Below are 22,351 nucleotides of genomic sequence, written 5' to 3'. Positions count from 1 at the left end.
TCAGGTCAGACCACTTGTTTGTCTTGGTTAACAGGGGAGAGTTATGAGTCAGGCATTACCGCTTATCACCCGGCAGGGCGATCGCATTGCCATTGTCACAGGGTTACGCACGCCGTTTGCGCGTCAGGCGACGGCATTTCATGGCATTCCCGCCGTTGATTTAGGAAAAATGGTGGTTGGCGAAATGCTGGCGCGCAGCGACATTCCTGCGCAAGCCATTGAGCAACTGGTCTTCGGTCAGGTCGTGCAGATGCCGGAGGCGCCGAATATCGCCCGGGAAATTGTGCTCGGTACCGGAATGAGCGTGCACACCGACGCTTACAGCGTCAGTCGCGCCTGCGCCACCAGCTTCCAGGCCGTGGCGAATGTCGCCGAAAGCCTGATGGCCGGCACCATCCGCGCCGGTATCGCCGGCGGTGCCGACTCCTCCTCTGTGTTGCCTATCGGCGTCAGCAAAACGCTGGCCCGTGCGCTGGTAGATGCGAACAAAGCCCGCACGCTGAGCCAGAAACTGAAGCTGTTTTCCCGCCTGCGGCCGCGCGACCTGCTGCCGGTTCCCCCGGCGGTTGCTGAATATTCAACCGGCTTACGGATGGGCGATACCGCCGAGCAGATGGCGAAAAGCTGGGGGATCACCCGGGAACAACAGGATGCGCTGGCACATCGTTCACACCAGCTGGCAGCGAAAGCCTGGGAGGAGGGCAAGCTGTCCGCAGAGGTGATGACCGCCTATGCTTCTCCCTTCCGCGAACCGCTGGAGCAGGATAACAATATCCGTAAAAATTCAACCCTCGCGGATTACCAAAAGTTACGTCCGGCCTTCGACCGTAAACATGGCACCGTTACCGCCGCCAACAGCACGCCGCTGACGGATGGCGCGGCGGCGGTGATCCTGATGACCGAGTCGCGGGCCAAAGAGCTGGGTCTGACGCCGTTGGGTTATCTGCGCAGCTATGCCTTTACCGCCATCGATGTCTGGCAGGATATGCTGCTGGGGCCCGCATGGTCCACGCCGCTGGCGCTGGAGCGCGCTGGCCTGACGCTGGCGGATCTCACGCTTATCGATATGCACGAAGCTTTCGCCGCGCAGACGCTGGCCAATCTCCAGTGTCTGGCAAGCGACCGCTTTTCCCGCGAGGTGCTGGGCCGCGCGCAGGCCACCGGTGAGGTGGATGAGAGTAAATTTAACGTCCTCGGCGGCTCTATCGCCTACGGTCACCCCTTTGCCGCCACCGGCGCGCGGATGATCACCCAGACGCTGCATGAGCTGCGGCGACGGGGAGGGGGATTTGGTCTGGTGACGGCCTGCGCGGCAGGCGGTCTGGGCGCGGCGATGATTGTGGAGGCTGAATAATGGATACTGTTTCCGCTTTTAAGCTTGAGGTCCGTGAGGACAAAATCGCGGTGATCACCATTGATGCTCCGGGTGAAAAAATGAATACCCTGAAGGCCGAGTTCGGCAATCAGGTGCGGGGACTGATACGCCAGATACGCGACGATAAGTCGGTGCGCGGCGTGGTATTTATCTCCGCCAAAGCCGATAACTTTATCGCCGGCGCAGACATCAACATGATTACCCGCTGCCGCAGCGCGCAGGAGGCGGAAGCGCTGGCGCGCCAGGGGCAGCAGATTATGGCCGAAATCCATGGCTTGTCGATTCCGGTCATTGCCGCCATCCATGGCGCCTGTCTGGGCGGCGGACTGGAGCTGGCGCTGGCCTGCCATGGCCGCATCTGTAGCGATGACGAAAAAACCCGACTCGGGTTGCCGGAGGTACAGCTTGGTCTGCTGCCGGGTTCCGGTGGGACGCAGCGTTTACCGCGGCTAATCGGCGTCAGCACGGCGCTGGATATGATGCTCACCGGCAGGCAATTACGGCCGCGCCAGGCGCTGAAGGCCGGTCTGGTGGACGAGGTGGTGCCGCAGACAATTTTACTGCAGGCGGCGGTGGAGCTGGCGCTGAAGGGACGCCCGACCAGCCGCGAGGTGCCGGTTCGCGAACGCGTGCTGGCGGGCCCCCTCGGTCGCCATCTGTTATTTCAGTACGTTGGCAAGCAAACGCAGCGCAAGACCCAGGGCAACTACCCGGCGGTGAAGCGAATTTTGCAGGTCGTCGAGAATGGTCTGGCCCACGGCTGCAGCAGCGGTTACGCCGAAGAGGCCCGCGCGTTTGGCGAACTGGCGATGACCCCGCAGTCGCAGGCGCTGCGATCGATCTTCTTTGCCAGTACCGATCTGAAAAAAGACCGTGGCGCCGAGGCGGAACCCGCTCCGCTGAGAAGCGTTGCAGTCCTGGGCGGCGGCCTGATGGGCGGGGGGATCGCCTATGTGACCGCCTGTAAAGGCGGACTGCCGGTGCGAATTAAAGATATTCAGCCGAGCGGGATCAACCACGCCTTAAAGTACAGCTGGGATCTGCTGAACAAACAGGTTCGCCAGCGCCGACTGCGCCCCAGCGAGCGCGATCGTCAGCTGGCGCTGATCACAGGCACTACCGACTATCAGGGCTTTGCCCATCGCGACGTGGTGATTGAGGCGGTATTCGAAGACCTGGCGCTGAAACAGCGGATGGTCAGTGAAGTGGAGCAAAACGGCGGGCCGCAGACTATCTTTGCCTCGAATACGTCGTCGTTACCGATAGGCGATATAGCCGCCCATGCCAGCCACCCTGAGCGGGTGGTCGGCCTGCACTTTTTCAGTCCGGTGGAGAAAATGCCGCTGGTTGAGGTGATCCCGCATAAGGGAACCGATCCGCAGACCATTGCCACGGTGGTGCAACTGGCTAAACGTCAGGGGAAAACGCCGATCGTCGTGGCGGACAAAGCGGGCTTCTATGTGAACCGCATTCTCGCGCCGTATATAAATGAAGCGATGCGTCTGCTGGTGGAGGGAGAACCGGTTGAGGTGATTGATAAGGCCCTGGTGAAATTCGGTTTTCCGGTGGGACCGGTTCAACTGCTGGATGAGGTGGGTATCGATACCGGCACCAAAATTATTCCCGTACTGGAGAATGCCTTTGGAGAACGTTTTAGCCCGCCTGCAAACATCATTGACGCGATTTTGAAGGACGATCGCAAAGGTAGAAAAAATAATCGTGGTTTCTATCTTTATGAGATAAAAGGGCGTAAAAGCAAAAAACGGCCCGACCCGGCAGTCTATCCGCTGCTGGGCATCGACCGCCCGCAGTCGCGGTTGTCCGCGCAGCAGGTGGCCGAGCGCTGTGTGATGCTGATGCTTAACGAGGCGGCGCGCTGCTTTGATGAGCAGATCATCCGTAGCGCGCGCGATGGTGATATCGGCGCCGTATTTGGTATAGGGTTTCCGCCATTTCTTGGCGGCCCGTTCCGGTATATGGATACTATCGGCGCGGGTGAAGTTGCCGCGATCCTGCAGCGCCTGGCCGCCCAGTACGGCCCACGTTTTACACCCTGTGACACTTTGTTACGCATGGCCGAACAGGGGACCACCTTTTGGCCAGCGGATGAACGGCTGACCTAAGTTGTGGTCAAAGAAGGTAAATCCGGCTGCGGATGACGCTGTTGATTGGCTGTTTTGTAAACAATCATTGACTATACTTACGCCATTGAGGTAAAAAACAGCGTTTCATTCGTTGAATGGATCAGGCACAATGCCCGGCCACCGGGTTGCCTGCGTATTGTCTTCGCAGGCTAAACTTCGGTGCTTCTGGTTAACAAAAGCGGTGCAATATGCAAGTTTTTATTATGCGTCACGGCGACGCTGCCCTCGATGCAGCCAGCGACTCGGTTCGTCCATTAACCGTATGCGGTTGTGATGAGTCTCGTCAGATGGCAACCTGGCTGAAAGGTCAAAAAGTGGATATTGAGCGCGTTCTTGTCAGTCCCTATCTGCGTGCGGAACAGACGCTGGATATTGTTGGGGAGTGCATGAACCTGCCGAAACATGTCGACGTGATGCCGGAACTCACGCCGTGCGGCGATGTAGGTATGGTGAGCGCCTATCTGCAGGCGCTGGCAAATGAAGGCGTGGCGACGGCGCTGGTCGTCTCCCACCTGCCGCTGGTGGGGTACCTCGTCTCAGAGCTGTGCCCGGGGGAAACGCCCCCGATGTTCACCACCTCGGCTATCGCCTGCGTCAATCTGGACGCCGACGGCAAGGGTGAATACCTCTGGCAGAAAAGCCCCTGCAACCTCAAAATGGCCAACGCCATCTGACGGCCCCCGGAGCTCGCCGTCAAGGCAGCTCCGGTGGTTGCCACTCCTCGACCTCTATCAGAATCAGCAGTGCGGCGTCACCGCCGTACTCTTTTGGCGCCTGATGAAAAGCCATGATGTGTGGATGCTGCGCCAGCCACAGCGGGGTTTGCTGTTTGAGAATGTGCTTGCCGTGCCCGTGCATCACGCAGGCGCAAAACACATGCTCGCGGCGGCAGGCGGCAATCAGCGCGCCCAGTTCCTGTTTGGCCTGCTGCTGGGTGAGCCCATGCAAATCGAGAAACAGTTCCGGCGAATAATCCCCACGGCGCAGCTTTTTCAGCTCAAAATGGCTGACGTCGGCGCGGACATATTTCGTCGAGCCTTCGGTATTCAGTAGCGGCTGAAACTCATCGGAAAAATAGTGGCTGTTGTCGGCCTGTTCCTGCAACAGACGCTTAGGGGCAACCTCGGTGATTTTCTTGCGCTGCGGGCGGTGCACGATGGTGTCCTGTTTGATCTGCCGCGTGCCAGTCATCAGCTGACGGAACAGCGCCTGATCCTCCTCGCTAAGCGATGTCTTCTTTTTCATTGTCCGCTCTCATTAATACTTTGCGCTAGTTTACCCGACTCAATATCCCTTCGGGCAAGGAAAACCTGTTTTTTCCCCCGCCACCCCACGCAAGAATGCTGATTTATCGCCGTCTTCATGGCACACTAGCCGCCGAATTTATAGCAGAGTGTGCCCTGGAGGATGTCGTGGATAAAATTTTTGTTGATGAGGCAGTCAATGAGCTGCATACCATTCAGGACATGCTGCGCTGGGCGGTAAGCCGTTTCAGCGCTGCTAATATCTGGTACGGTCACGGGACTGACAACCCGTGGGACGAGGCGGTACAACTGGTGCTGCCTTCGCTGTATCTGCCGCTGGATATCCCGGAAGATATGCGCACTGCGCGCCTGACCTCCAGCGAGAAACACCGCATTGTAGAGCGGGTGATTCGCCGCGTGAACGAGCGTATTCCCGTCGCCTATCTGACCAACAAAGCGTGGTTCTGCGGCCATGAGTTTTACGTTGATGAGCGGGTGCTGGTGCCGCGCTCCCCGATCGGCGAACTGATCAATAACCAGTTTGCCGGTCTAATTAACCATAAGCCGCAGCATATCCTTGATATGTGCACCGGCAGCGGCTGCATCGCCATCGCCTGCGCCTATGCCTTCCCGGAAGCCGAAGTCGACGCCGTGGATATCTCCCCGGACGCGCTGGCCGTCGCCGAGCACAACGTGGAATCCCATGGCCTGATCCATCACGTGACCCCGATCCGTTCCGACCTGTTTCGCGATCTGCCGAAGCTACAGTACGATCTGATCGTCACTAATCCGCCGTATGTCGATGAAGAGGACATGGCCGACCTGCCGGAAGAGTATGAGCATGAGCCGGTACTGGGTCTGGCCTCCGGAAGCGATGGCCTGAAGCTGACGCGCCGCATCCTCGGCAATGCGCCGGATTATCTCAGCGACGACGGCATTCTGATTTGTGAAGTCGGTAACAGCATGGTACATCTGATGGAGCAGTATCCGGACGTGCCGTTTACCTGGCTTGAGTTTGATAACGGCGGCGACGGCGTCTTTATGCTGACCAAACAACAGCTGATTGACGCTCGCGCGCACTTCGGTATTTATAAAGACTAAAAAAAACAACACGCCAACATAACGACAAATAATGGAGCCGTGATGGCAGGAAATACAATTGGACAACTCTTTCGCGTCACCACCTTCGGCGAGTCGCACGGCCTGGCGCTTGGCTGCATCGTTGATGGTGTGCCGCCGGGCATTCCTCTGACCGAAGCCGATCTGCAGCACGACCTCGATCGTCGTCGCCCGGGCACCTCGCGTTACACCACGCAGCGTCGCGAGCCGGATCAGGTCAAAATCCTCTCCGGCGTCTTCGAAGGCGTCACCACCGGGACCAGTATCGGGCTGCTGATTGAGAACACCGATCAGCGTTCGCAGGATTACGGCGCGATCAAAGATCTGTTTCGTCCTGGCCATGCGGATTACACCTACGAACAAAAGTATGGTCTACGCGACTATCGTGGCGGCGGTCGCTCCTCCGCCCGCGAAACCGCGATGCGCGTGGCGGCCGGGGCGATTGCCAAAAAATTCCTCGCCGCGAAGTTCGGCATCGTCATTCGCGGTTGCCTGACGCAGATGGGCGACATTCCGCTGGCCATTAAGGACTGGGAACAGGTTGAACAGAATCCCTTCTTCTGCCCGGATCCGGAGAAAATCGACGCTCTCGATGAACTGATGCGCGGTCTGAAAAAAGAGGGCGACTCCATTGGCGCCAAAGTTACCGTCGTCGCCGACGGCGTACCGCCGGGCCTTGGCGAGCCGGTCTTTGACCGCCTTGACGCCGATATCGCCCATGCGCTGATGAGCATCAACGCCGTGAAAGGCGTGGAGATTGGCGACGGTTTCGAGGTGGTGAAGCTGCGCGGCAGCGAAAACCGCGATGAGATCACCAAAGCCGGATTCCAGAGCAACCACGCCGGCGGCATTCTTGGCGGCATCAGCAGCGGTCAGCAGATCGTTGCCAACATCGCGCTGAAGCCGACCTCCAGTATTACCGTTCCCGGTCATACCATTAACCGCTTTGGCGAAGAGGTGGAGATGATCACCAAAGGGCGTCACGATCCGTGCGTCGGCATTCGCGCCGTACCGATCGCTGAGGCCATGCTGGCGATCGTTTTAATGGATCATTTTATGCGTCAGCGCGCGCAGAATGGCGACGTGACGACGACAATTCCACGCTGGTAACCATGAAAAACACCGTTATCGCCCTGTTGGCGCTGCTGGCCAGCGCCGGCAGCCTGGCCGCCACGCCATGGCAGAAGATATCCCAGCCAATCGGCGGCAGCGCGCAGTCGATTGGCGCGTTCTCCAATGGCTGTATCGTTGGCGCCGAGGCGCTGCCGCTGAACGCTGTCGGCTATCAGGTGATGCGTACCGATCAGCGGCGCTACTTCGGTCATCCGGATCTGATTCAGTTTATTCAGCGCCTGAGCAATCAGGTGCACAATAAAGGCATGGGGACCGTGCTGATTGGCGACATGGGGATGCCGGCAGGCGGCCGTTTTAACGGCGGCCACGCCAGCCATCAGACGGGCCTCGATGTCGATATCTTCCTCCAGCTGCCGCAGACGCGCTGGACATCGTCCCAGCTGCTGAAGCCGCAGGCCCTGGATCTGGTCGCCAGCGATGGCAAACGCGTGGTACCGTCGCTGTGGAGTCCGCAAATCAGCCAGCTGATCAAGCTGGCGGCGGAAGATAGCGAGGTGACCCGCATCTTCGTCAACCCGGCGATTAAACAGCAGCTGTGCCTGGACGCGGGAAGCGACCGCCAGTGGCTGCGCAAAGTTCGTCCCTGGTTCCAGCATCGCGCCCATATGCACGTCCGTCTGCGCTGCCCGGCAGGCAGCCTGGAGTGCGAAGATCAGGCGCCACCGCCGGCCGGCGATGGCTGCGGAGCGGAGCTGCAGAGCTGGTTCGAGCCACCTAAACCCGGGTCTACCCCACCTGTGAAGAAGACGCCGCCGCCGTTGCCGCCTTCCTGCCAGGCGCTACTGGATGAGCATGTGCTGTAATGGATAGTTTTATCGAGTTGTTTTCCGTATCGCCGCTGGTGCTGGTGGTGCTTTTTTTTGTCGCCATCCTGGCCGGTTTTATTGATTCACTGGCCGGGGGCGGGGGCTTACTGACCGTGCCAGCGCTTATGGCGGCAGGCATGCCGCCGGCCCAGGCGCTGGCGACCAATAAGCTGCAGGCCTGCGGCGGATCGCTGTCGGCGACCCTCTACTTTGTCCGGCGCAAGGTGGTCAATCTCGCCGATCAGAAGCTGAATATTCTGATGACCTTTATCGGTTCAACCGCCGGCGCGCTGCTGGTCCAGCACGTGCAGTCCGATATTCTTAAGCAGATCCTGCCGTTGCTGGTGATCGGCATCGGTCTCTATTTTCTGCTGATGCCGAAACTGGGCGAAGCGGACCGGCAGCGTCGGCTCTACGGTCTGCCGTTTGCGCTGGTCGCTGGCGGCAGCGTCGGGTTTTACGACGGTTTTTTCGGCCCCGGCGCCGGTTCGTTTTATGCGCTGGCGTTTGTCACCCTCGCCGGGTTTAACCTGGCGAAGTCGACGGCCCACGCCAAACTGCTCAACGCCACCTCGAACGTCGGCGGCCTGCTGCTGTTTATTATCGGCGGGAAGGTTATCTGGGCCACCGGCTTTGTGATGATGGCCGGACAATTTATTGGCGCCCGCGCCGGCTCCCGGCTGGTTCTGAGTAAAGGGCAATCGCTGATCCGACCGATGATCGTTATCGTCTCGGCGGTGATGAGCGCGAAGCTTCTCTACGACAGCCACGGGGCGGAGATTTTGCAGTGGTTGGGAATTCATTAATGCAACAGCAACACCATTATCAGCAGCTGATCGATCTCTTCGATAGCTGCTTTGCCGCAGATTTTAATACTCGCCTGGTGAAAGGCGACGATGAGCCGATCTACCTTCCGGCAGACGATGGCACGCCATATCACCGTATCGTCTTCGCGCACGGTTTTTTTGCCAGCGCCCTGCACGAGATCTCCCACTGGTGTATCGCCGGCAAAGCCCGCCGCGAGCTGGTGGATTTCGGCTACTGGTACTGCCCGGACGGTCGCGATGCAATGACCCAAAGCCAGTTTGAGGACGTCGAGGTGAAACCGCAGGCCCTGGAGTGGCTGTTCTGCGTGGCGGCGGGATTTCCGTTTAACGTCAGCTGTGACAATCTGGAAGGTGACGTCGAACCCGATCGCATCGCCTTTCAGCGCCGGGTACATGCCCAGGTGATGACTCTGCTTGAACAAGGGATCCCCGAACGTCCGGCGCGTCTTATTCGCGCACTACAACACTATTATCAAACGCCGCCATTGACGGCAGAACACTTTCCGTGGCCGGAAGACCTGCACTAAGGCCACACATTACATGACAAGAGGTAAGACGATGATCGCGGAGTTTGAATCACGCATTCTGGCGCTGATTGACAACATGGTAGACCACGCCAGTGATGATGAACTGTTTGCCGGCGGTTATCTGCGCGGCCACCTGACGCTGGCGGTGGCTGAGCTGGAAGGTGAGGGCGAGCATTCAGCTGAAGCGATACACAGCAAAGTCAGCCATAGCCTGGAGAAAGCCATCGGCGCTGGCGAGCTGTCGCCGCCGGACCAAATTCTGGTGCAGGGCATGTGGGAAAACCTGTATCTGCAGGCGAAAAATCAGGCCTGAGCCATGTTGTAGCCCGGGTCAGGCGTCAGCCGTACCCGGGAAATAGCCTGCCCTCATGGTTTTATTTCACCGCTTTTCCCTTCAGCAGTTTTCTCACCCATAGCCGATTCGGATTCAGCGCCGCCAGGGTGTCGCTATCCAGCGGCAGCGGTTCAGCGCTCATCTGCGCCGCCAGTATCTCAGCGCTTAACGGCGCGGTGCAAATGCCTCGCGATCCGAGGGCGCCAAGCATAAACAGGTTATGAAAGATCGGCGCGCTACCGGCGCTATCCTGCCGTTCGTGGAGGTTGGCGTATTGCGTCAATGTCGCCGCATAGTCCGGCACGTTGCCGACCATCGGCAAATGATCGCGGGTGGCGCAGCGCACGCCGCAGCGGGCGTCACTTGCGCTGATATCCACGTCCTGCGGCCACTCCGCGCCCGGGAAGCAGTCGACCAGCCGTTGCCGGTTGTGCTGCTGATCTTCTTCGCTGAAGGTGGTGTCGGTTTTGCCGCGATGGTAGCTGGCGCCAATACAATGCTGCTGGTTTTGCGGATTCTGCGGCGTCAGGTAGCCGTCGTAGCACAGCACCTGGCGCAAGGCGGAAAGCCGCGGGGTGGTGGGTATATGGCTGACCTGGCCACCCACGGGATAGACGGGCAACGGCGCGGTTTGCGCAAAATCCGCGATGCGGTGGCCGTTGGCCAGCACGACCGCCTGATGATAGCGCTGGTGGTTGAGCAGCCAGCCATCGCCTTCCACACTCAGCGTCTCGACCTGATAACCATAATGCACGTGCAGACCGCGAGTTGCCGCCAGCGCCAGCAGCTCGGCGGTGAGCTGCTGTGGATACAGCCAACCGCCGGCCGGATAGGTTATGCCGCCGCAGCCGGTCTCGACGCCGGTCAGCTCCGCGGCCTGATCCGCCGTCACCGCGCAGGCGATATCAGGGGGCAACTCCAGGGCCAGCATCTGGGCGATTTTGTGCGCGCTTTTTTCATCCCAGCCAAGCTGGGTGACCCCGCACCATTGATGATCGAACAGCACCGGCAGCGCGTCGTAGGTGCGGCGGGCGAAGGTAAAGGCGGCGGGGAAAAAGCGCGCCAGCGCCGGATCGTGCTGGCTTAACAGCGGGTAGAGCGCGCCCTGGCGATTACCGGAGGCGCCCTGCGCCGGGGCGTCGTCCGCGCAGTAGAGGGTCACCTGCCAGCCGCGACGCAGCAGCGCCAGGGAGAGCAGGGCGCTGGCGATACCGCCGCCGACGATGGCCGCTTCGCGGGCCTCGCTGCCGCGGCGGGCGAACCAGGGCGCGCGCGCCGGAAAGGCCAGCGTTTGCGCCATCTCGCCGGTCAGCATCTCCCGTTTGCGGCCGAAGCCCTTGGTTTTACGCAGGGTAAATCCGGCTTCCTGCAGACCGCGGCGGACAAAACCGGCGGAGGTAAAAGTGGCCAGCGTTCCGCCGGGACGCGCCAGGCGCGCCATGGCATTGAACAGATCCTGGGTCCACATGTCGGGATTTTTCGCCGGGGCAAAGCCGTCGAGAAACCAGGCGTCCACCTGCTGATTCAGCGAATCATCCAGCTCTCTGGTCAGCTCGTTGATATCGCCAAACCACAGATCGAGCGTCACCCGTCCGCCGTCGAGCAGCAGACGATGGCACCCGGCGAAGGCCGAAGGCCATTGCGCCTGCAGCTGTTCTGCCCATGGGGCCAGCTCTGGCCAGCGCTGGTGCGCCAGGCGGAGATCTTCCGCCTTCAGCGGATATTTCTCAAAACTGATGAAATGTAACCTTTGCAGGGTAACGTCCGGGTTATCGCGAACAAAAACGTCAAACGCCTGCCAGAGGGTGAGGAAATTGAGCCCGGTGCCGAAGCCGCTCTCCGCGACGATCAACAGCGGGCGAGGGTGGCTGGAGAAGCGCTCCGGCAGGCGATTACCGCCGAGAAAGACGTAGCGCGTCTCTTCCAGACCGTTGTCATTGGAAAAGTAAACATCGTCGAAATCTCGGGAAACAGGTGTACCCTCAGCATTGAATTCCAGGTTGGCGGGTTGTATAGCGTTTTGTTTCACGTAAGTTACTCGAATCACAAGGCGTAGCGCGATCTTAGCGATGTGTGCCTGAGGGCGCAAATTTATACACAAAATGTCTGATCGGACTTGTTCGGCGTACAAGTGTACGCTATTGTGCGACACGAAACTTAAAATAGTGCGACTTACAGAGGTATTTAATGAAACGTGCAGTGATTACTGGCTTGGGCATCGTTTCCAGCATCGGTAATAACCAGCAGGAAGTCCTGGCATCTCTGCGTGAAGGACGTTCAGGGATCACTTTCTCTCAGGAGCTTAAAGATTCAGGGATGCGCAGCCACGTATGGGGCAACGTCAAACTGGATACCACTGGCCTCATTGACCGCAAAGTAGTGCGCTTCATGAGCGACGCCTCCATCTATGCTTACCTGTCCATGGAACAGGCCGTTGCCGACGCAGGTCTGGCGCCGGAAGCATACCAGAATAACCCGCGTGTCGGCCTGATCGCAGGCTCCGGCGGCGGCTCCCCGAAATTCCAGGTCTTCGGCGCTGATGCCATGCGTAGCCCGCGTGGTCTGAAAGCCGTGGGTCCGTATGTGGTCACCAAAGCGATGGCTTCCGGCGTTTCCGCCTGCCTCGCCACGCCGTTTAAAATCCACGGCGTTAACTACTCCATCAGCTCCGCCTGCGCCACTTCCGCACACTGCATCGGTAATGCGGTAGAGCAGATTCAGCTGGGCAAACAGGATATCGTCTTTGCCGGCGGCGGCGAAGAGCTGTGCTGGGAAATGGCCTGCGAGTTCGACGCCATGGGCGCGCTGTCCACCAAATACAACGACACTCCAGAAAAAGCCTCCCGCACCTATGACGCCAACCGTGACGGCTTCGTTATCGCCGGCGGCGGCGGTATGGTCGTGGTGGAAGAGCTGGAACATGCTCTGGCGCGCGGCGCGCACATCTATGCCGAAATCGTCGGCTATGGCGCAACCTCCGATGGCGCAGACATGGTAGCTCCATCGGGTGAAGGCGCAGTGCGCTGTATGCAGATGGCGATGCACGGCGTGGATACCCCGATCGACTACCTGAACTCTCACGGCACCTCCACGCCGGTCGGCGACGTGAAAGAGCTGGGCGCGATCCGCGAAGTGTTCGGCGATAACAGCCCGGCTATCTCGGCGACCAAAGCGATGACCGGCCACTCGCTGGGCGCGGCAGGCGTACAGGAAGCTATCTACTCCCTGCTGATGCTGGAGCACGGCTTTATCGCGCCGAGCATCAACGTCGAAGAGCTGGACGAGCAGGCAGCCGGCCTGAACATCGTCACCAAACCGACTGACGCTAAGCTGACCACCGTGATGTCCAACAGCTTCGGCTTCGGCGGCACCAACGCCACGCTGGTGATGCGTAAATACAACGCCTAATCAGCACGCGATGCACTGAGGGGAGCCACCGGCTCCCCTTTTTTGTCATCTTGACAGGGTAAGGTCCCGCAGGCACACTGCTGGCGGATCCATTAGTCTCTCCACTAATGCGTAAGCGTTTAACGTCAACCAACGCGCCTTAACCCTGATAGTCAGGTGGAGGGGGCGTGTCGCTTTGCTCGCCTTACTCTGCGAATCTGGAGTAATGCATGTCCGCAGTCACTGAAACAACATCTCATTCTTCCGCGAATTTTTCGCTTTTTCGCATTACATTCGCCGTCTTTTTGACCTATATGACCGTCGGTTTGCCGCTGCCGGTGATCCCGCTGTTTGTCCATCAGGAGCTGGGATTTGGTAATACTGTGGTCGGCGTGGCGGTGGGGATCCAGTTCCTCGCCACCGTTCTGACCCGCGGCTACGCCGGGCGTCTGGCAGACCAGTACGGCGCCAAACGTTCCGTCCTGCAGGGGATGCTGGCCTGCGCCCTGGCCGGTGCGGCCTGGCTGGCCGCTGCGCTGCTGCCGCTGCCGGTGTTCGCGAAGCTGGGCCTGTTGCTGCTGGGCCGCCTGATCCTCGGGTTTGGCGAAAGCCAGCTGCTGACCGGCAACCTGAGCTGGGGGATGGGCCTGGTGGGGCCGGCCCGCTCCGGCAAAGTGATGTCATGGAACGGCATGGCGATGTACGGTTCGCTGGCGGTGGGCGCCCCGCTGGGATTGTTAATTTATAGCCATTTTGGCGTGGCGGTCCTCGCCTGCGTCACCATGACACTGCCGCTCGTCGCCTGGCTCATCAACGGGACGGTGCGCAAAGTGGCGGCGCACGGAGGCGAGCGGCCTTCACTGTGGAGCGTCATCGGCATGATCTGGCGGCCGGGGATTGGTCTGGGCCTGCAGGGCGTCGGCTTTGCGGTGATCGGCACCTTCGTCTCCCTCTATTTTGCCAGCCATCACTGGCCGATGGCCGGCTTTACCCTGACGGCGTTTGGCGGCGCTTTTGTGCTGATGCGGGTGCTGTTCGGCTGGATGCCGGATCGGTTTGGCGGCGTTAAAGTGGCGATGGTCTCGCTGCTGATAGAGGCGGTCGGTCTGACGCTGCTGGGGCTGGCGTCGGGCGTCTGGGTAGCGCTGGCCGGCGCGGCGCTGACCGGATGCGGCTGTTCGCTTATTTTCCCGTCGCTTGGTGTGGAGGTGGTGAAGCGCGTCCCGGCGCAGGTGCGCGGCACTGCGCTCGGCGGCTATGCGGCCTTTCAGGATATCTCTTATGGCCTGACCGGGCCGCTGACCGGTCTACTGGCCACTTCGCTGGGCTACTCGTCGGTATTTCTTGCCGGCGCCCTCTGCGCGGCGCTGGGGATCCTCGTCACCCTCATCTCATTTCGCCGCTAGGTTGTTGTCCGGCCTGAAACCGCTGTAGTCAACACCGTGGCGTTTGGCATGAAAGGGAGCCGTGAACGCCACCTGTGCCTGCTGGGCTACAGCAGGAGCCACAGCACCAGGAGCAGGACAACCGCGCCCAGCGCCAGCTGCCAGGGCTTAGCGGCCCATGTCCGCCTGGTCACGGGCTCCTCCTGCGGGATCGCCAGCGTCTCCTGGGCGCGGGCTACCCGCAGCACAAACACCTTGTTCAACAGCGCCAGGATCTGCGCCGGGCTCAGCGTGGTCTGCGGCGTAACCTGCCAGTTGCGACGGGCAAAGTCGACAATCTTCTGCCACTCTGCGGCCTCAAGCGGCTGCTTGAGCGCTCCCTGCAGCGAGGTCAACGTCGGCGCGGTTTGCGCGCTGAGGGTCTGCCGCGCCTGTAGCCAGTAGGAAAGCGGCGTGAAGTGCGTCGCCGGGATCAGCTCCCCGGACTTGACGCCGCAAAGTTCCAGCATGGACTGCCAAATCAGCTTGCTTGGTTCGCCAGTGGCGGCCGCCAGCTTCGTCACCAGCTGATTGAGCGTGTTGTGCTCGGCTGGCAACAGCGGGCGGAGGGTCGGCGGGCGCTGCTGCGGCTGCGGGATAGACAGCTGACCACGCTGCAGCAGATGCAGAATGTGCTCCAGTTGCGTCTGGCTGAGGGCATGCAGCGCCGTTTGCCCATAATGCTGACGAATATAATCGCTCACCGCCTGACGGTTATTGCCCTGGCCGAGCAGATCGCTGAGCTGCGCCAGGGTCTGGCGATGATGATGATTGTCCTGCGCGGCGGCTAAGCGCTGGTTGAGACTGGCCTCTGCGGCGCTGAAATGGCGGGCCAGCAGGGGCGTGTCGCCTTTTAGTCCGAGATCATGTTTGACGCAGGCCCACACTTCCGCATTCTGCTGCGAGGTCAGCGCCACCAGGCGCGTGATCAATCGCTCCAGGACGGTGCGTTGCTGCATGGAAAGCGAAGGTTCGCCGGTGGCGGCAGTGCCTGATGGGCCTCGCCCAGGAGGACGGTCTGGCATATCTGCAAGGGGGTGCGTCATGATTCATCCTTTCGATATCGCGGTACTGGAACCAGGTGATGAGTATGCCTGGCGGCCAGATTATGGCACACTTCCCCGGTTAACTCTCGTTCTCAGACAGGTACTGAACTGTGAAAATCCTCGTTGATGAAAATATGCCCTATGCCCGTGAGCTTTTTAGCCGTTTAGGCGACGTGCAGGCGATCCCGGGTCGCCCGGTTCCGGCCGATGCCCTGACCGATGCGGATGCCTTAATGGTGCGCTCGGTCACCCGGGTCAATGAAGCATTGCTTGCCGGCAAGGCCATCAGGTTCGTCGGCACCGCGACCGCAGGCACCGATCATGTCGATCAGGCGTGGCTGCAGCAGGCGGGGATTGGTTTCTCCGCGGCGCCCGGCTGCAACGCCATCGCGGTGGTGGAGTATGTCTTTTCAGCGCTGCTGATGCTGGCTGAACGTGACGGCTTCGCGCTGCGCGATCGCACCGTCGGGATCGTCGGCGTCGGTAACGTCGGCGGGCGGCTGCAAAAGCGCCTGGAGGCGTTGGGTATCAAAACCCTGCTTTGCGATCCCCCGCGTGCCGACCGCGGCGACGAAGGCGACTTCCGCTCCCTCGACGATCTGGTCCAGCAAGCTGATGTCATCACCTTCCATACCCCGCTGTATAAAGAAGGGCAATATAAAACCCTGCATCTGGCGGATGAGGCGCTGATTAGCCGCCTGAAGCCCGGAACGATTTTGATCAACGCCTGCCGCGGGCCGGTGGTGGATAACGCTGCGTTGCTGAAACGACTGGAAGCCGGTCAGTCCCTAAGCGTGGTGCTGGACGTTTGGGAGCCGGAGCCGGATCTCAACGTAGAGCTTCTTAAGCGAGTGGATATCGGCACGGCGCATATCGCCGGCTATACCCTTGAAGGGAAGGCGCGCGGGACGACGCAGGTGTTCGAAGCCTATAGCGCCTTTATCGGCCATCCGCAGCAGGTGGCGCTGGATACCCTGTTGCCGGCCCCGGAGTTTGGCCGCATCACCCTGCATGGCCCGCTCGATCAGCCGACGCTGAAAAGACTGGTTCATTTGGTGTATGATGTGCGCCGCGATGATGCGCCGCTGCGGAAGGTGGCGGGCGTCGCCGGTGAATTCGACAAGCTGCGTAAAAATTATCAGGAACGTCGCGAATGGTCTTCGCTGTACGTGCAGTGCAGCGATGAGCAGGCGGCGGCCCTGTTGCGCCAGCTCGGTTTTAACGCCGTGCATCATCCTGTTCGTTAATGTCTTCTTAATGCCCCTGCCGGATACTCCGGCAGGGCCGCTTTATTTCTGGAGTAAACCACCATGTCTGAAGGCTGGAATATTGCCGTACTGGGCGCAACGGGCGCCGTAGGCGAAGCCCTGCTCGAAACTCTTGCTGAACGCCAGTTCCCGGTGGGGGAGATTTTTGCTCTGGCGCGCAATGAAAGCGCGGGCGAACATCTGCGTTTTGGTGGCAAGTCGGTGATCGTCAAGGACGCCGCCGAGTTTGACTGGACCCAGGCCCAGCTGGCTTTCTTTGCCGCAGGCGCAGAAGCCAGTGCGGCGTATGTCGAAGATGCGACAAACGCCGGGTGTCTGGTTATCGATCTCAGCGGCCTGTTTGCGCTGGAGCCGGACGTACCGCTGGTGGTGCCGGACGTGAACCCGTTTGTGTTAGGCGATTACCGCAACCGCAATCTGATTGCGGTGCCCAACAGTCTGACCAGCCAGCTGCTGACGGCGCTCAAGCCGCTTATCGATCAGGGTGGACTGTCGCGCATTAGCGTTACTAACCTGCTCTCCGCCTCAGGGCAGGGGAAAAAAGCGGTGGATGCGCTGGCAGGGCAGAGCGCCAAGCTGTTGAACGGCATCCCCATCGATGAAGACGATTTCTTTGGCCGCCAGCTGGCGTTCAACATGCTGCCTCTACTGCCGGATCGTGAAGGTAGCGTGCGCGAAGAGCGCCGTATCGTCGATGAAGCGCGCAAAATTCTGCAGGATGACGGGCTGATGATCTCCGCCAGCGTCGTCCAGTCGCCGGTCTTCTACGGCCATGCGCAGATGGTGAACTTTGAAGCGATGCGTCCGCTGGCGGCGGAAGAGGCGCGTGACGCCTTTACCCGCGGCGAGGAGATCGAACTGTCTGAAGAGGGCGAATTCCCCACTCAGGTTGGCGACGCCTCCGGTAACGCCCGTCTCTCCATCGGCTGCGTGCATAATGACTACGGCATGCCGGAGCAGGTCCAGTTCTGGTCGGTGGCGGATAACGTCCGCTTCGGCGGCGCGCTGATGGCGGTGAAGATCGCCGAGAAGCTGATTGAGGAGTACCTGTACTGATGTCTGAGATGGAGCAACAGCCGGTCTGTAAAATCGCGCTGGGCATCGAGTACGACGGTAGCAAATATTACGGCTGGCAGCGGCAAAACGAAGTGCGCAGCGTGCAGGAGAAGCTGGAAAAGGCGCTCTCGCAGGTGGCGAACGAACCGATTACCGTCTTTTGCGCCGGCCGCACCGACGCCGGTGTCCATGGCACCGGCCAGGTGGTGCATTTCGAAACCCGGGCGCAGCGTAAAGATGCCGCCTGGACGCTGGGGGTAAATGCGAATTTACCTGGTGACATCGCGGTGCGTTGGGTCAAACATGTACCGGCGGATTTTCATGCCCGGTTCAGCGCCACGGCGCGCCGCTATCGTTACGTCATCTATAATCATCGCCTGCGTCCGGCGGTATTGAGTCATGGCGTCACGCATTTTCACCAGCCGCTCGACGCCGCGCGCATGCAGCGCGCCGCGCAGTGTCTGCTGGGGGAGAATGACTTTACCTCGTTTCGCGCAGTGCAGTGCCAGTCGCGAACCCCGTGGCGCAACGTGATGCACATTAACGTTACCCGTTACGGCGCTTATGTGGTGGTGGATATCAAAGCGAATGCCTTTGTACATCATATGGTCAGGAATATTGTGGGCAGCCTGATGGAAATCGGGGCCGGTAACCAGCCGGAGAGCTGGATGGCAGAACTGCTGGCAGCAAAAGACAGGACGCTCGCTGCGGCAACGGCAAAAGCGGAAGGGTTGTATCTGGTGTCGGTGGATTACCCGGCCCATTATGATTTACCGGTGCTGCCAATGGGCCCGCTGTTTCTGGCGGACTAATAGGGTCATTAAGGGTAAAGACAAACATGGACTTGATTCACTTTTTAATTGATTTCATCCTGCATATTGATGTGCACCTGGCCGAGCTGGTCGCCCAGTACGGCGTCTGGGTTTATGCCATTCTGTTTTTGATTCTGTTCTGCGAAACCGGGCTGGTGGTGACGCCGTTTCTGCCGGGAGATTCCCTGCTGTTCGTCGCGGGCGCGCTCTCGGCCCTGCCCACCAACGATCTTAATGTCCATCTGATGGTATTGCTGATGGTCATCGCGGCTATCGTCGGCGATGCGGTCAACTACACCATTGGCCGGCTGTTCGGCGCAAAGCTGTTCAGCAATCCGAACTCGAAGATTTTCCGTCGCAGCTATCTGGATAAAACCCATAGCTTCTATGAACGTCACGGTGGAAAAACCATTATCCTCGCGCGCTTTGTGCCGATAGTCCGAACCTTCGCGCCGTTTGTGGCGGGAATGGGGCATATGTCCTATCGTCATTTTGCGGCCTATAACGTCGTCGGGGCGCTGCTGTGGGTGCTGCTGTTCACCTACGCCGGCTATCTGTTTGGCGATCTGCCGGTGGTGCAGGAGAACCTGAAGCTGCTGATCGTGGCGATCATCGTGCTTTCCGTCCTGCCGGGCGTGATTGAGATTATTCGCCATAAGCGGGCGGCGGCGAAGCAGGCGAAGTAGTTTAGCCTGTGTTGCGCGTGACGGTGCAGAGCGTCACGCGCAGCGGTTTGACCACTTTTTTATCCCATGTTCCGGGATGATATGATTTAATGTGCAACATTCATGGTCTGTAAGAGGCAAAAATGGCATTATGCGCCCCTTACGACAAAACTGGCATCGACCAGGTTCAGGCAGAAAGGTTATCAATGAGCTGGATTGAACGAATTAAAAGCAACATCACTCCCACCCGCAAGGCGAGCATTCCTGAGGGTGTATGGACCAAGTGCGACAGCTGCGGTCAGGTACTCTACCGCGCCGAGCTGGAGCGCAACCTGGAGGTTTGCCCTAAGTGCGATCACCATATGCGCATGTCGGCGCGTAATCGCCTGCATAGCCTGTTGGATGAAGGTTCTCTGGTAGAACTGGGTAGCGAACTTGAGCCAAAAGATGTGCTGAAGTTCCGCGATTCAAAAAAATATAAAGACCGCCTGGCGTCCGCTCAAAAAGAGACGGGCGAGAAAGACGCGCTGGTGGTAATGAAAGGTACGCTCTACGCGATGCCGGTTGTGGCCGCCGCGTTTGAGTTCTCCTTTATGGGGGGATCGATGGGTTCCGTCGTTGGCGCACGCTTTGTGCGCGCGGTGGAGCAGGCGCTGGAAGATAACTGCCCGCTGATCTGCTTCTCCGCCTCCGGTGGCGCCCGTATGCAGGAAGCGCTGATGTCGCTGATGCAGATGGCGAAAACCTCCGCGGCGCTGGCGAAAATGCAGGAGCGCGGATTACCGTACATCTCTGTGCTGACCGACCCGACCATGGGCGGCGTATCGGCGAGCTTTGCGATGCTGGGTGACCTGAACATTGCCGAGCCGAAAGCGCTGATCGGCTTTGCCGGTCCTCGCGTTATTGAGCAGACCGTACGTGAGAAGCTGCCGCCGGGATTCCAGCGCAGTGAGTTCCTGATTGAAAAAGGGGCGATCGATATGATCGTTCGCCGTCCGGAAATGCGTCTCAAGCTGGCCAGCATTCTGGCGAAGCTGATGAACCTGCCGGCGCCGGTTGCCGCTTCGGAAACGCCTCATGAAGGCGTGGTGGTGCCGCCGGCACCGGATCAGGAACCCGAGGCCTGATAAAGCAGAGGGCAGGGCCTGGCGGCGCTGCCCTTTTTTATTCATACGCGTTAACCGTCAATTCTTGCGGGCATCATGGAAAAAGATCCTATTCCTCAGGCCACGTCGCCCCTGGCTACGTGGCTTTCTTATCTGGAACATCTGCACAGTAAAACCATCGACCTGGGGCTGGCGCGCGTCAGCGAGGTCGCACGGCAGATGGATATCGTCAAACCGGCGCCGTTCGTCTTTACGGTCGCGGGCACCAATGGCAAAGGCACCACCTGCCGCACGCTGGAAACCGTCCTGATGGCGGCCGGCTATAAAGTGGGGGTCTACAGCTCTCCGCATCTGGTGCGTTACACCGAACGCGTGCGCATTCAGGGAGCGGAACTGCCGGAGGCGGCGCATACGGCCTCGTTTGCGGAGATTGAAGCGGCGCGGGGCGACATCTCGCTGACCTACTTTGAATACGGCACGCTCTCTGCGCTATGGTTGTTTAAGCAGGCGCAGCTGGATGTGGTGATCCTGGAGGTGGGGCTCGGCGGCCGTCTCGACGCCACTAATATCGTGGATGCCGATGTCGCCGTGGTTACCAGCATCGCTCTCGATCATACCGACTGGCTGGGACCGGATCGCGAAAGTATCGGCCGGGAGAAAGCCGGTATCTTCCGTGCCGGAAAACCGGCGGTAGTAGGGGAGCCGGATATGCCGCACACCATTGCTGAAGTGGCGAGCGAGAAGGGCGCCCTGCTCCAGCGCCGCGGCGTCGACTGGCGCTATGAGGTGGAAGGCGAGACATGGTCTTTCCGCGACGCGGGCGGGGCGTTAAGCCGCCTGCCTCTGCCTCAGGTGCCGTTGCCGAACGCCGCCACGGCCGTGGCGGCGCTGCGCGCCAGCGGACTTGCCGTGGATGACGCTATCCTGCGCGCGGGGATCCGCGACGCGATGCTGCCGGGACGCTTTCAGATAATCAGCGACGCCCCGCGGGTGATCCTCGATGTGGCGCATAACCCGCACGCGGCGGCTTATCTCGCCGGGCGTCTCAAAACGTTAGCGAAAACGGGACGCGTGCTGGCGGTTATTGGTATGCTGCATGATAAGGACATTGCCGGCACGTTGGCCAATCTGGCCCCGGAAGTCGACGCCTGGTACTGCGCGCCGCTGGAAGGGCCGCGCGGGGCGACGGCGGAGCAGCTGGTGGAACATTTGCGTGGCGGCACAGTCTATAGCAGCGTGGCGCAGGCGTGGCATGCGGCCATGGCTGACGCTAAAGTGGAAGATACCGTGCTGGTGTGTGGTTCGTTTCACACGGTCGCACAGGTTATGGAAGAGATAGACGCGGGGAGAATCGGTGGCGAGTAAGTTTCAGAACCGTTTAGTCGGGACAATCGTGCTGGTGGCGCTGGGGGTGATTATCCTGCCAGGGCTGCTGGACGGGCAGAAAAAGCATTACCAGGATGAGTTTGCCGCGATCCCGCTGGTGCCGAAACCGGGCGATCGTGATGAACCGGATATGCTGCCGGCGGCGACTCAGGCGCTGCCTTCGCAGCCGCCGGAAGGGGCGGCGGAAGAGGTGCGGGCGGGCGATGCCGCCGCGCCATCGTTAGATCCGTCGCGTATCCCGGTGAACAGCAACAGCTTCGATGACGTTCAGGAGCCGGTAGTGGCCGCGAAACCCCAGCCTAAACCTCAGCCGAAGCCGCAGCCGCAACAGCAGGCCGCGACGCCAACGCCGCCGCCTGCTAAGCCACAGCAGCAACAACCGCAGCAGCAGGCGGCCCTGCCGGCGCCGACCGGCAAAGCCTATGTGGTTCAGCTGGGCGCGTTGAAGAACGCCGATAAGGTGAACGAGATCGTTGGTAAACTGCGGGCGTCGGGCTTCAAAGTCTATACGTCGCCTTCGACGCCGGTACAGGGTAAAATTACCCGTATCCTCGTCGGGCCGGATGCGTCAAAAGACAAGCTCAAGGGCCAGCTGGGCGATCTGCAACAGATCTCCGGGCTCAGCGGGGTAGTGATGGGCTTCACCCCGAACTGATTGTTTTTTCCACGATGCGGAAAGAACGCGGCGGGG

The 22,351-nt window shown here is 60.0% G+C and carries 21 protein-coding genes; 18 read left to right on the top strand and 3 right to left on the bottom strand.

Features of this window, described 5'->3' with window-relative positions; translation table 11 throughout:
- Nucleotides 1-43 precede the first annotated feature (43 nt).
- The 3 genes from fadI (at nucleotide 44) to sixA (ending at nucleotide 4,193) form a co-directional block, all read left to right on the top strand.
- Complete coding sequence (gene fadI, locus ABLU73_RS05895) at nucleotides 44-1,354, top strand: acetyl-CoA C-acyltransferase FadI (protein WP_017899503.1); 1,311 nt, start codon at nucleotides 44-46, stop codon at nucleotides 1,352-1,354.
- A complete protein-coding gene (fadJ, locus tag ABLU73_RS05890; protein WP_048295256.1) occupies nucleotides 1,354-3,498 on the top strand; it encodes a fatty acid oxidation complex subunit alpha FadJ in 2,145 nt (714 codons plus the stop codon). Before fadI ends, fadJ begins: the two co-directional genes overlap by 1 nt.
- Before the next feature lie 209 nt (nucleotides 3,499-3,707).
- Nucleotides 3,708-4,193 (top strand): phosphohistidine phosphatase SixA, encoded by a 486-nt coding sequence (gene sixA / locus ABLU73_RS05885; protein ID WP_004201794.1) that lies wholly within the window; start codon nucleotides 3,708-3,710, stop codon nucleotides 4,191-4,193.
- A 19-nt stretch (nucleotides 4,194-4,212) separates the two neighbouring features.
- On the opposite strand, the gene smrB is transcribed toward sixA, so the two are convergent.
- The gene (gene smrB, locus ABLU73_RS05880) at nucleotides 4,213-4,764 is read right to left on the bottom strand and encodes an endonuclease SmrB (protein ID WP_017899504.1); all 552 of its coding nucleotides are present in this window, start codon (nucleotides 4,762-4,764) and stop codon (nucleotides 4,213-4,215) included.
- 167 nt (nucleotides 4,765-4,931) lie between these two features.
- On the opposite strand from smrB, the gene prmB reads away from it, so the two are divergent.
- From prmB to ABLU73_RS05850, 6 genes are read left to right on the top strand one after another with little or no spacing between them, the layout of a single operon-like run.
- Nucleotides 4,932-5,864, top strand: coding sequence for a 50S ribosomal protein L3 N(5)-glutamine methyltransferase (gene prmB, locus ABLU73_RS05875; RefSeq protein ID WP_002913346.1), 933 nt, complete (start codon nucleotides 4,932-4,934; stop codon nucleotides 5,862-5,864).
- 42 nt (nucleotides 5,865-5,906) lie between these two features.
- On the top strand, nucleotides 5,907-6,992 hold the full coding sequence (aroC, locus tag ABLU73_RS05870; protein WP_017899506.1) for a chorismate synthase: 1,086 nt from the start codon (nucleotides 5,907-5,909) through the stop codon (nucleotides 6,990-6,992).
- Nucleotides 6,993-6,994: 2 nt separating this feature from the next.
- Nucleotides 6,995-7,819, top strand: a complete 825-nt coding sequence (gene mepA, locus ABLU73_RS05865) for a penicillin-insensitive murein endopeptidase (protein WP_004201788.1) — start codon at nucleotides 6,995-6,997, stop codon at nucleotides 7,817-7,819.
- Nucleotides 7,819-8,628, top strand: a complete 810-nt coding sequence (locus tag ABLU73_RS05860; RefSeq protein WP_004201787.1) for a sulfite exporter TauE/SafE family protein — start codon at nucleotides 7,819-7,821, stop codon at nucleotides 8,626-8,628. Before mepA ends, ABLU73_RS05860 begins: the two co-directional genes overlap by 1 nt.
- Nucleotides 8,628-9,176 carry an elongation factor P hydroxylase gene (locus ABLU73_RS05855; protein WP_017899508.1) on the top strand — a complete coding sequence of 183 codons (549 nt, stop codon included), beginning with the start codon at nucleotides 8,628-8,630 and terminating at the stop codon, nucleotides 9,174-9,176. The genes ABLU73_RS05860 and ABLU73_RS05855 overlap by 1 nt, the downstream gene beginning before the upstream one ends.
- 31 nt (nucleotides 9,177-9,207) lie before the next feature.
- Nucleotides 9,208-9,489 (top strand): YfcL family protein, encoded by a 282-nt coding sequence (locus ABLU73_RS05850; protein WP_017899509.1) that lies wholly within the window; start codon nucleotides 9,208-9,210, stop codon nucleotides 9,487-9,489.
- Between the two features lie 61 nt (nucleotides 9,490-9,550).
- Here ABLU73_RS05850 and mnmC read toward each other — a convergent pair whose 3' ends face one another.
- Complete coding sequence (gene mnmC / locus ABLU73_RS05845; RefSeq protein WP_135731394.1) at nucleotides 9,551-11,539, bottom strand: bifunctional tRNA (5-methylaminomethyl-2-thiouridine)(34)-methyltransferase MnmD/FAD-dependent 5-carboxymethylaminomethyl-2-thiouridine(34) oxidoreductase MnmC; 1,989 nt, start codon at nucleotides 11,537-11,539, stop codon at nucleotides 9,551-9,553.
- A gap of 158 nt (nucleotides 11,540-11,697) precedes the next feature.
- Here mnmC and fabB point away from each other — a divergent pair, with 158 nt between their 5' ends.
- Nucleotides 11,698-12,918 (top strand): beta-ketoacyl-ACP synthase I, encoded by a 1,221-nt coding sequence (gene fabB, locus ABLU73_RS05840; RefSeq protein ID WP_002913291.1) that lies wholly within the window; start codon nucleotides 11,698-11,700, stop codon nucleotides 12,916-12,918.
- 209 nt (nucleotides 12,919-13,127) lie between these two features.
- Nucleotides 13,128-14,303 (top strand): MFS transporter, encoded by a 1,176-nt coding sequence (locus ABLU73_RS05835; protein WP_043520214.1) that lies wholly within the window; start codon nucleotides 13,128-13,130, stop codon nucleotides 14,301-14,303.
- A gap of 86 nt (nucleotides 14,304-14,389) precedes the next feature.
- On the opposite strand, the gene flk is transcribed toward ABLU73_RS05835, so the two are convergent.
- Nucleotides 14,390-15,367, bottom strand: a complete 978-nt coding sequence (gene flk, locus ABLU73_RS05830; RefSeq protein ID WP_017899511.1) for a flagella biosynthesis regulator Flk — start codon at nucleotides 15,365-15,367, stop codon at nucleotides 14,390-14,392.
- Between the two features lie 110 nt (nucleotides 15,368-15,477).
- On the opposite strand from flk, the gene pdxB reads away from it, so the two are divergent.
- The 7 genes from pdxB to dedD all read left to right on the top strand — a co-directional run bounded on the left by pdxB (nucleotide 15,478) and on the right by dedD (nucleotide 22,315).
- Entirely contained in the window at nucleotides 15,478-16,614 is a 1,137-nt protein-coding gene (gene pdxB, locus ABLU73_RS05825) for a 4-phosphoerythronate dehydrogenase PdxB (protein WP_004201779.1), read from the top strand.
- Nucleotides 16,615-16,677: 63 nt separating this feature from the next.
- Nucleotides 16,678-17,691: an aspartate-semialdehyde dehydrogenase gene (locus ABLU73_RS05820; RefSeq protein ID WP_004201776.1), complete on the top strand. Its 1,014-nt coding sequence runs from the start codon at nucleotides 16,678-16,680 to the stop codon at nucleotides 17,689-17,691.
- Nucleotides 17,691-18,503, top strand: coding sequence for a tRNA pseudouridine(38-40) synthase TruA (truA, locus tag ABLU73_RS05815; protein ID WP_004201775.1), 813 nt, complete (start codon nucleotides 17,691-17,693; stop codon nucleotides 18,501-18,503). Before ABLU73_RS05820 ends, truA begins: the two co-directional genes overlap by 1 nt.
- A gap of 26 nt (nucleotides 18,504-18,529) precedes the next feature.
- Nucleotides 18,530-19,189 (top strand): DedA family protein, encoded by a 660-nt coding sequence (locus ABLU73_RS05810; protein ID WP_264924760.1) that lies wholly within the window; start codon nucleotides 18,530-18,532, stop codon nucleotides 19,187-19,189.
- A 185-nt stretch (nucleotides 19,190-19,374) separates the two neighbouring features.
- A complete protein-coding gene (gene accD / locus ABLU73_RS05805) occupies nucleotides 19,375-20,295 on the top strand; it encodes an acetyl-CoA carboxylase, carboxyltransferase subunit beta (RefSeq protein WP_004201773.1) in 921 nt (306 codons plus the stop codon).
- A 75-nt stretch (nucleotides 20,296-20,370) separates the two neighbouring features.
- Nucleotides 20,371-21,639 carry a bifunctional tetrahydrofolate synthase/dihydrofolate synthase gene (gene folC, locus ABLU73_RS05800; RefSeq protein ID WP_017899514.1) on the top strand — a complete coding sequence of 423 codons (1,269 nt, stop codon included), beginning with the start codon at nucleotides 20,371-20,373 and terminating at the stop codon, nucleotides 21,637-21,639.
- Nucleotides 21,629-22,315 carry a cell division protein DedD gene (gene dedD, locus ABLU73_RS05795; protein ID WP_004201770.1) on the top strand — a complete coding sequence of 229 codons (687 nt, stop codon included), beginning with the start codon at nucleotides 21,629-21,631 and terminating at the stop codon, nucleotides 22,313-22,315. The genes folC and dedD overlap by 11 nt, the downstream gene beginning before the upstream one ends.
- The last annotated feature ends 36 nt before the right edge of the window (nucleotides 22,316-22,351 follow it).

The sequence above is a fragment of the Klebsiella sp. GG_Kp175 genome, from assembly GCF_040062325.1.
GTDB lineage: Bacteria > Pseudomonadota > Gammaproteobacteria > Enterobacterales > Enterobacteriaceae > Klebsiella > Klebsiella quasipneumoniae.
Note: the sequence above shows the minus strand (reverse complement) of the source record. Positions and strands in the feature narration are given on the sequence as shown.

Coding starts and splice junctions, on each gene's coding strand:
- smrB (WP_017899504.1), bottom strand. CDS start 4,764: ATGAAAAAGAAGACATCGCTTAGCGAGGAGGATCAGGCGCTGTTCCGT.
- truA (WP_004201775.1), top strand. CDS start 17,691: ATGTCTGAGATGGAGCAACAGCCGGTCTGTAAAATCGCGCTGGGCATC.
- ABLU73_RS05820 (WP_004201776.1), top strand. CDS start 16,678: ATGTCTGAAGGCTGGAATATTGCCGTACTGGGCGCAACGGGCGCCGTA.
- aroC (WP_017899506.1), top strand. CDS start 5,907: ATGGCAGGAAATACAATTGGACAACTCTTTCGCGTCACCACCTTCGGC.
- ABLU73_RS05835 (WP_043520214.1), top strand. CDS start 13,128: ATGTCCGCAGTCACTGAAACAACATCTCATTCTTCCGCGAATTTTTCG.
- fadJ (WP_048295256.1), top strand. CDS start 1,354: ATGGATACTGTTTCCGCTTTTAAGCTTGAGGTCCGTGAGGACAAAATC.
- mepA (WP_004201788.1), top strand. CDS start 6,995: ATGAAAAACACCGTTATCGCCCTGTTGGCGCTGCTGGCCAGCGCCGGC.
- sixA (WP_004201794.1), top strand. CDS start 3,708: ATGCAAGTTTTTATTATGCGTCACGGCGACGCTGCCCTCGATGCAGCC.
- accD (WP_004201773.1), top strand. CDS start 19,375: ATGAGCTGGATTGAACGAATTAAAAGCAACATCACTCCCACCCGCAAG.
- fabB (WP_002913291.1), top strand. CDS start 11,698: ATGAAACGTGCAGTGATTACTGGCTTGGGCATCGTTTCCAGCATCGGT.
- fadI (WP_017899503.1), top strand. CDS start 44: ATGAGTCAGGCATTACCGCTTATCACCCGGCAGGGCGATCGCATTGCC.
- ABLU73_RS05810 (WP_264924760.1), top strand. CDS start 18,530: ATGGACTTGATTCACTTTTTAATTGATTTCATCCTGCATATTGATGTG.
- ABLU73_RS05860 (WP_004201787.1), top strand. CDS start 7,819: ATGGATAGTTTTATCGAGTTGTTTTCCGTATCGCCGCTGGTGCTGGTG.
- ABLU73_RS05855 (WP_017899508.1), top strand. CDS start 8,628: ATGCAACAGCAACACCATTATCAGCAGCTGATCGATCTCTTCGATAGC.
- flk (WP_017899511.1), bottom strand. CDS start 15,367: ATGACGCACCCCCTTGCAGATATGCCAGACCGTCCTCCTGGGCGAGGC.
- ABLU73_RS05850 (WP_017899509.1), top strand. CDS start 9,208: ATGATCGCGGAGTTTGAATCACGCATTCTGGCGCTGATTGACAACATG.
- folC (WP_017899514.1), top strand. CDS start 20,371: ATGGAAAAAGATCCTATTCCTCAGGCCACGTCGCCCCTGGCTACGTGG.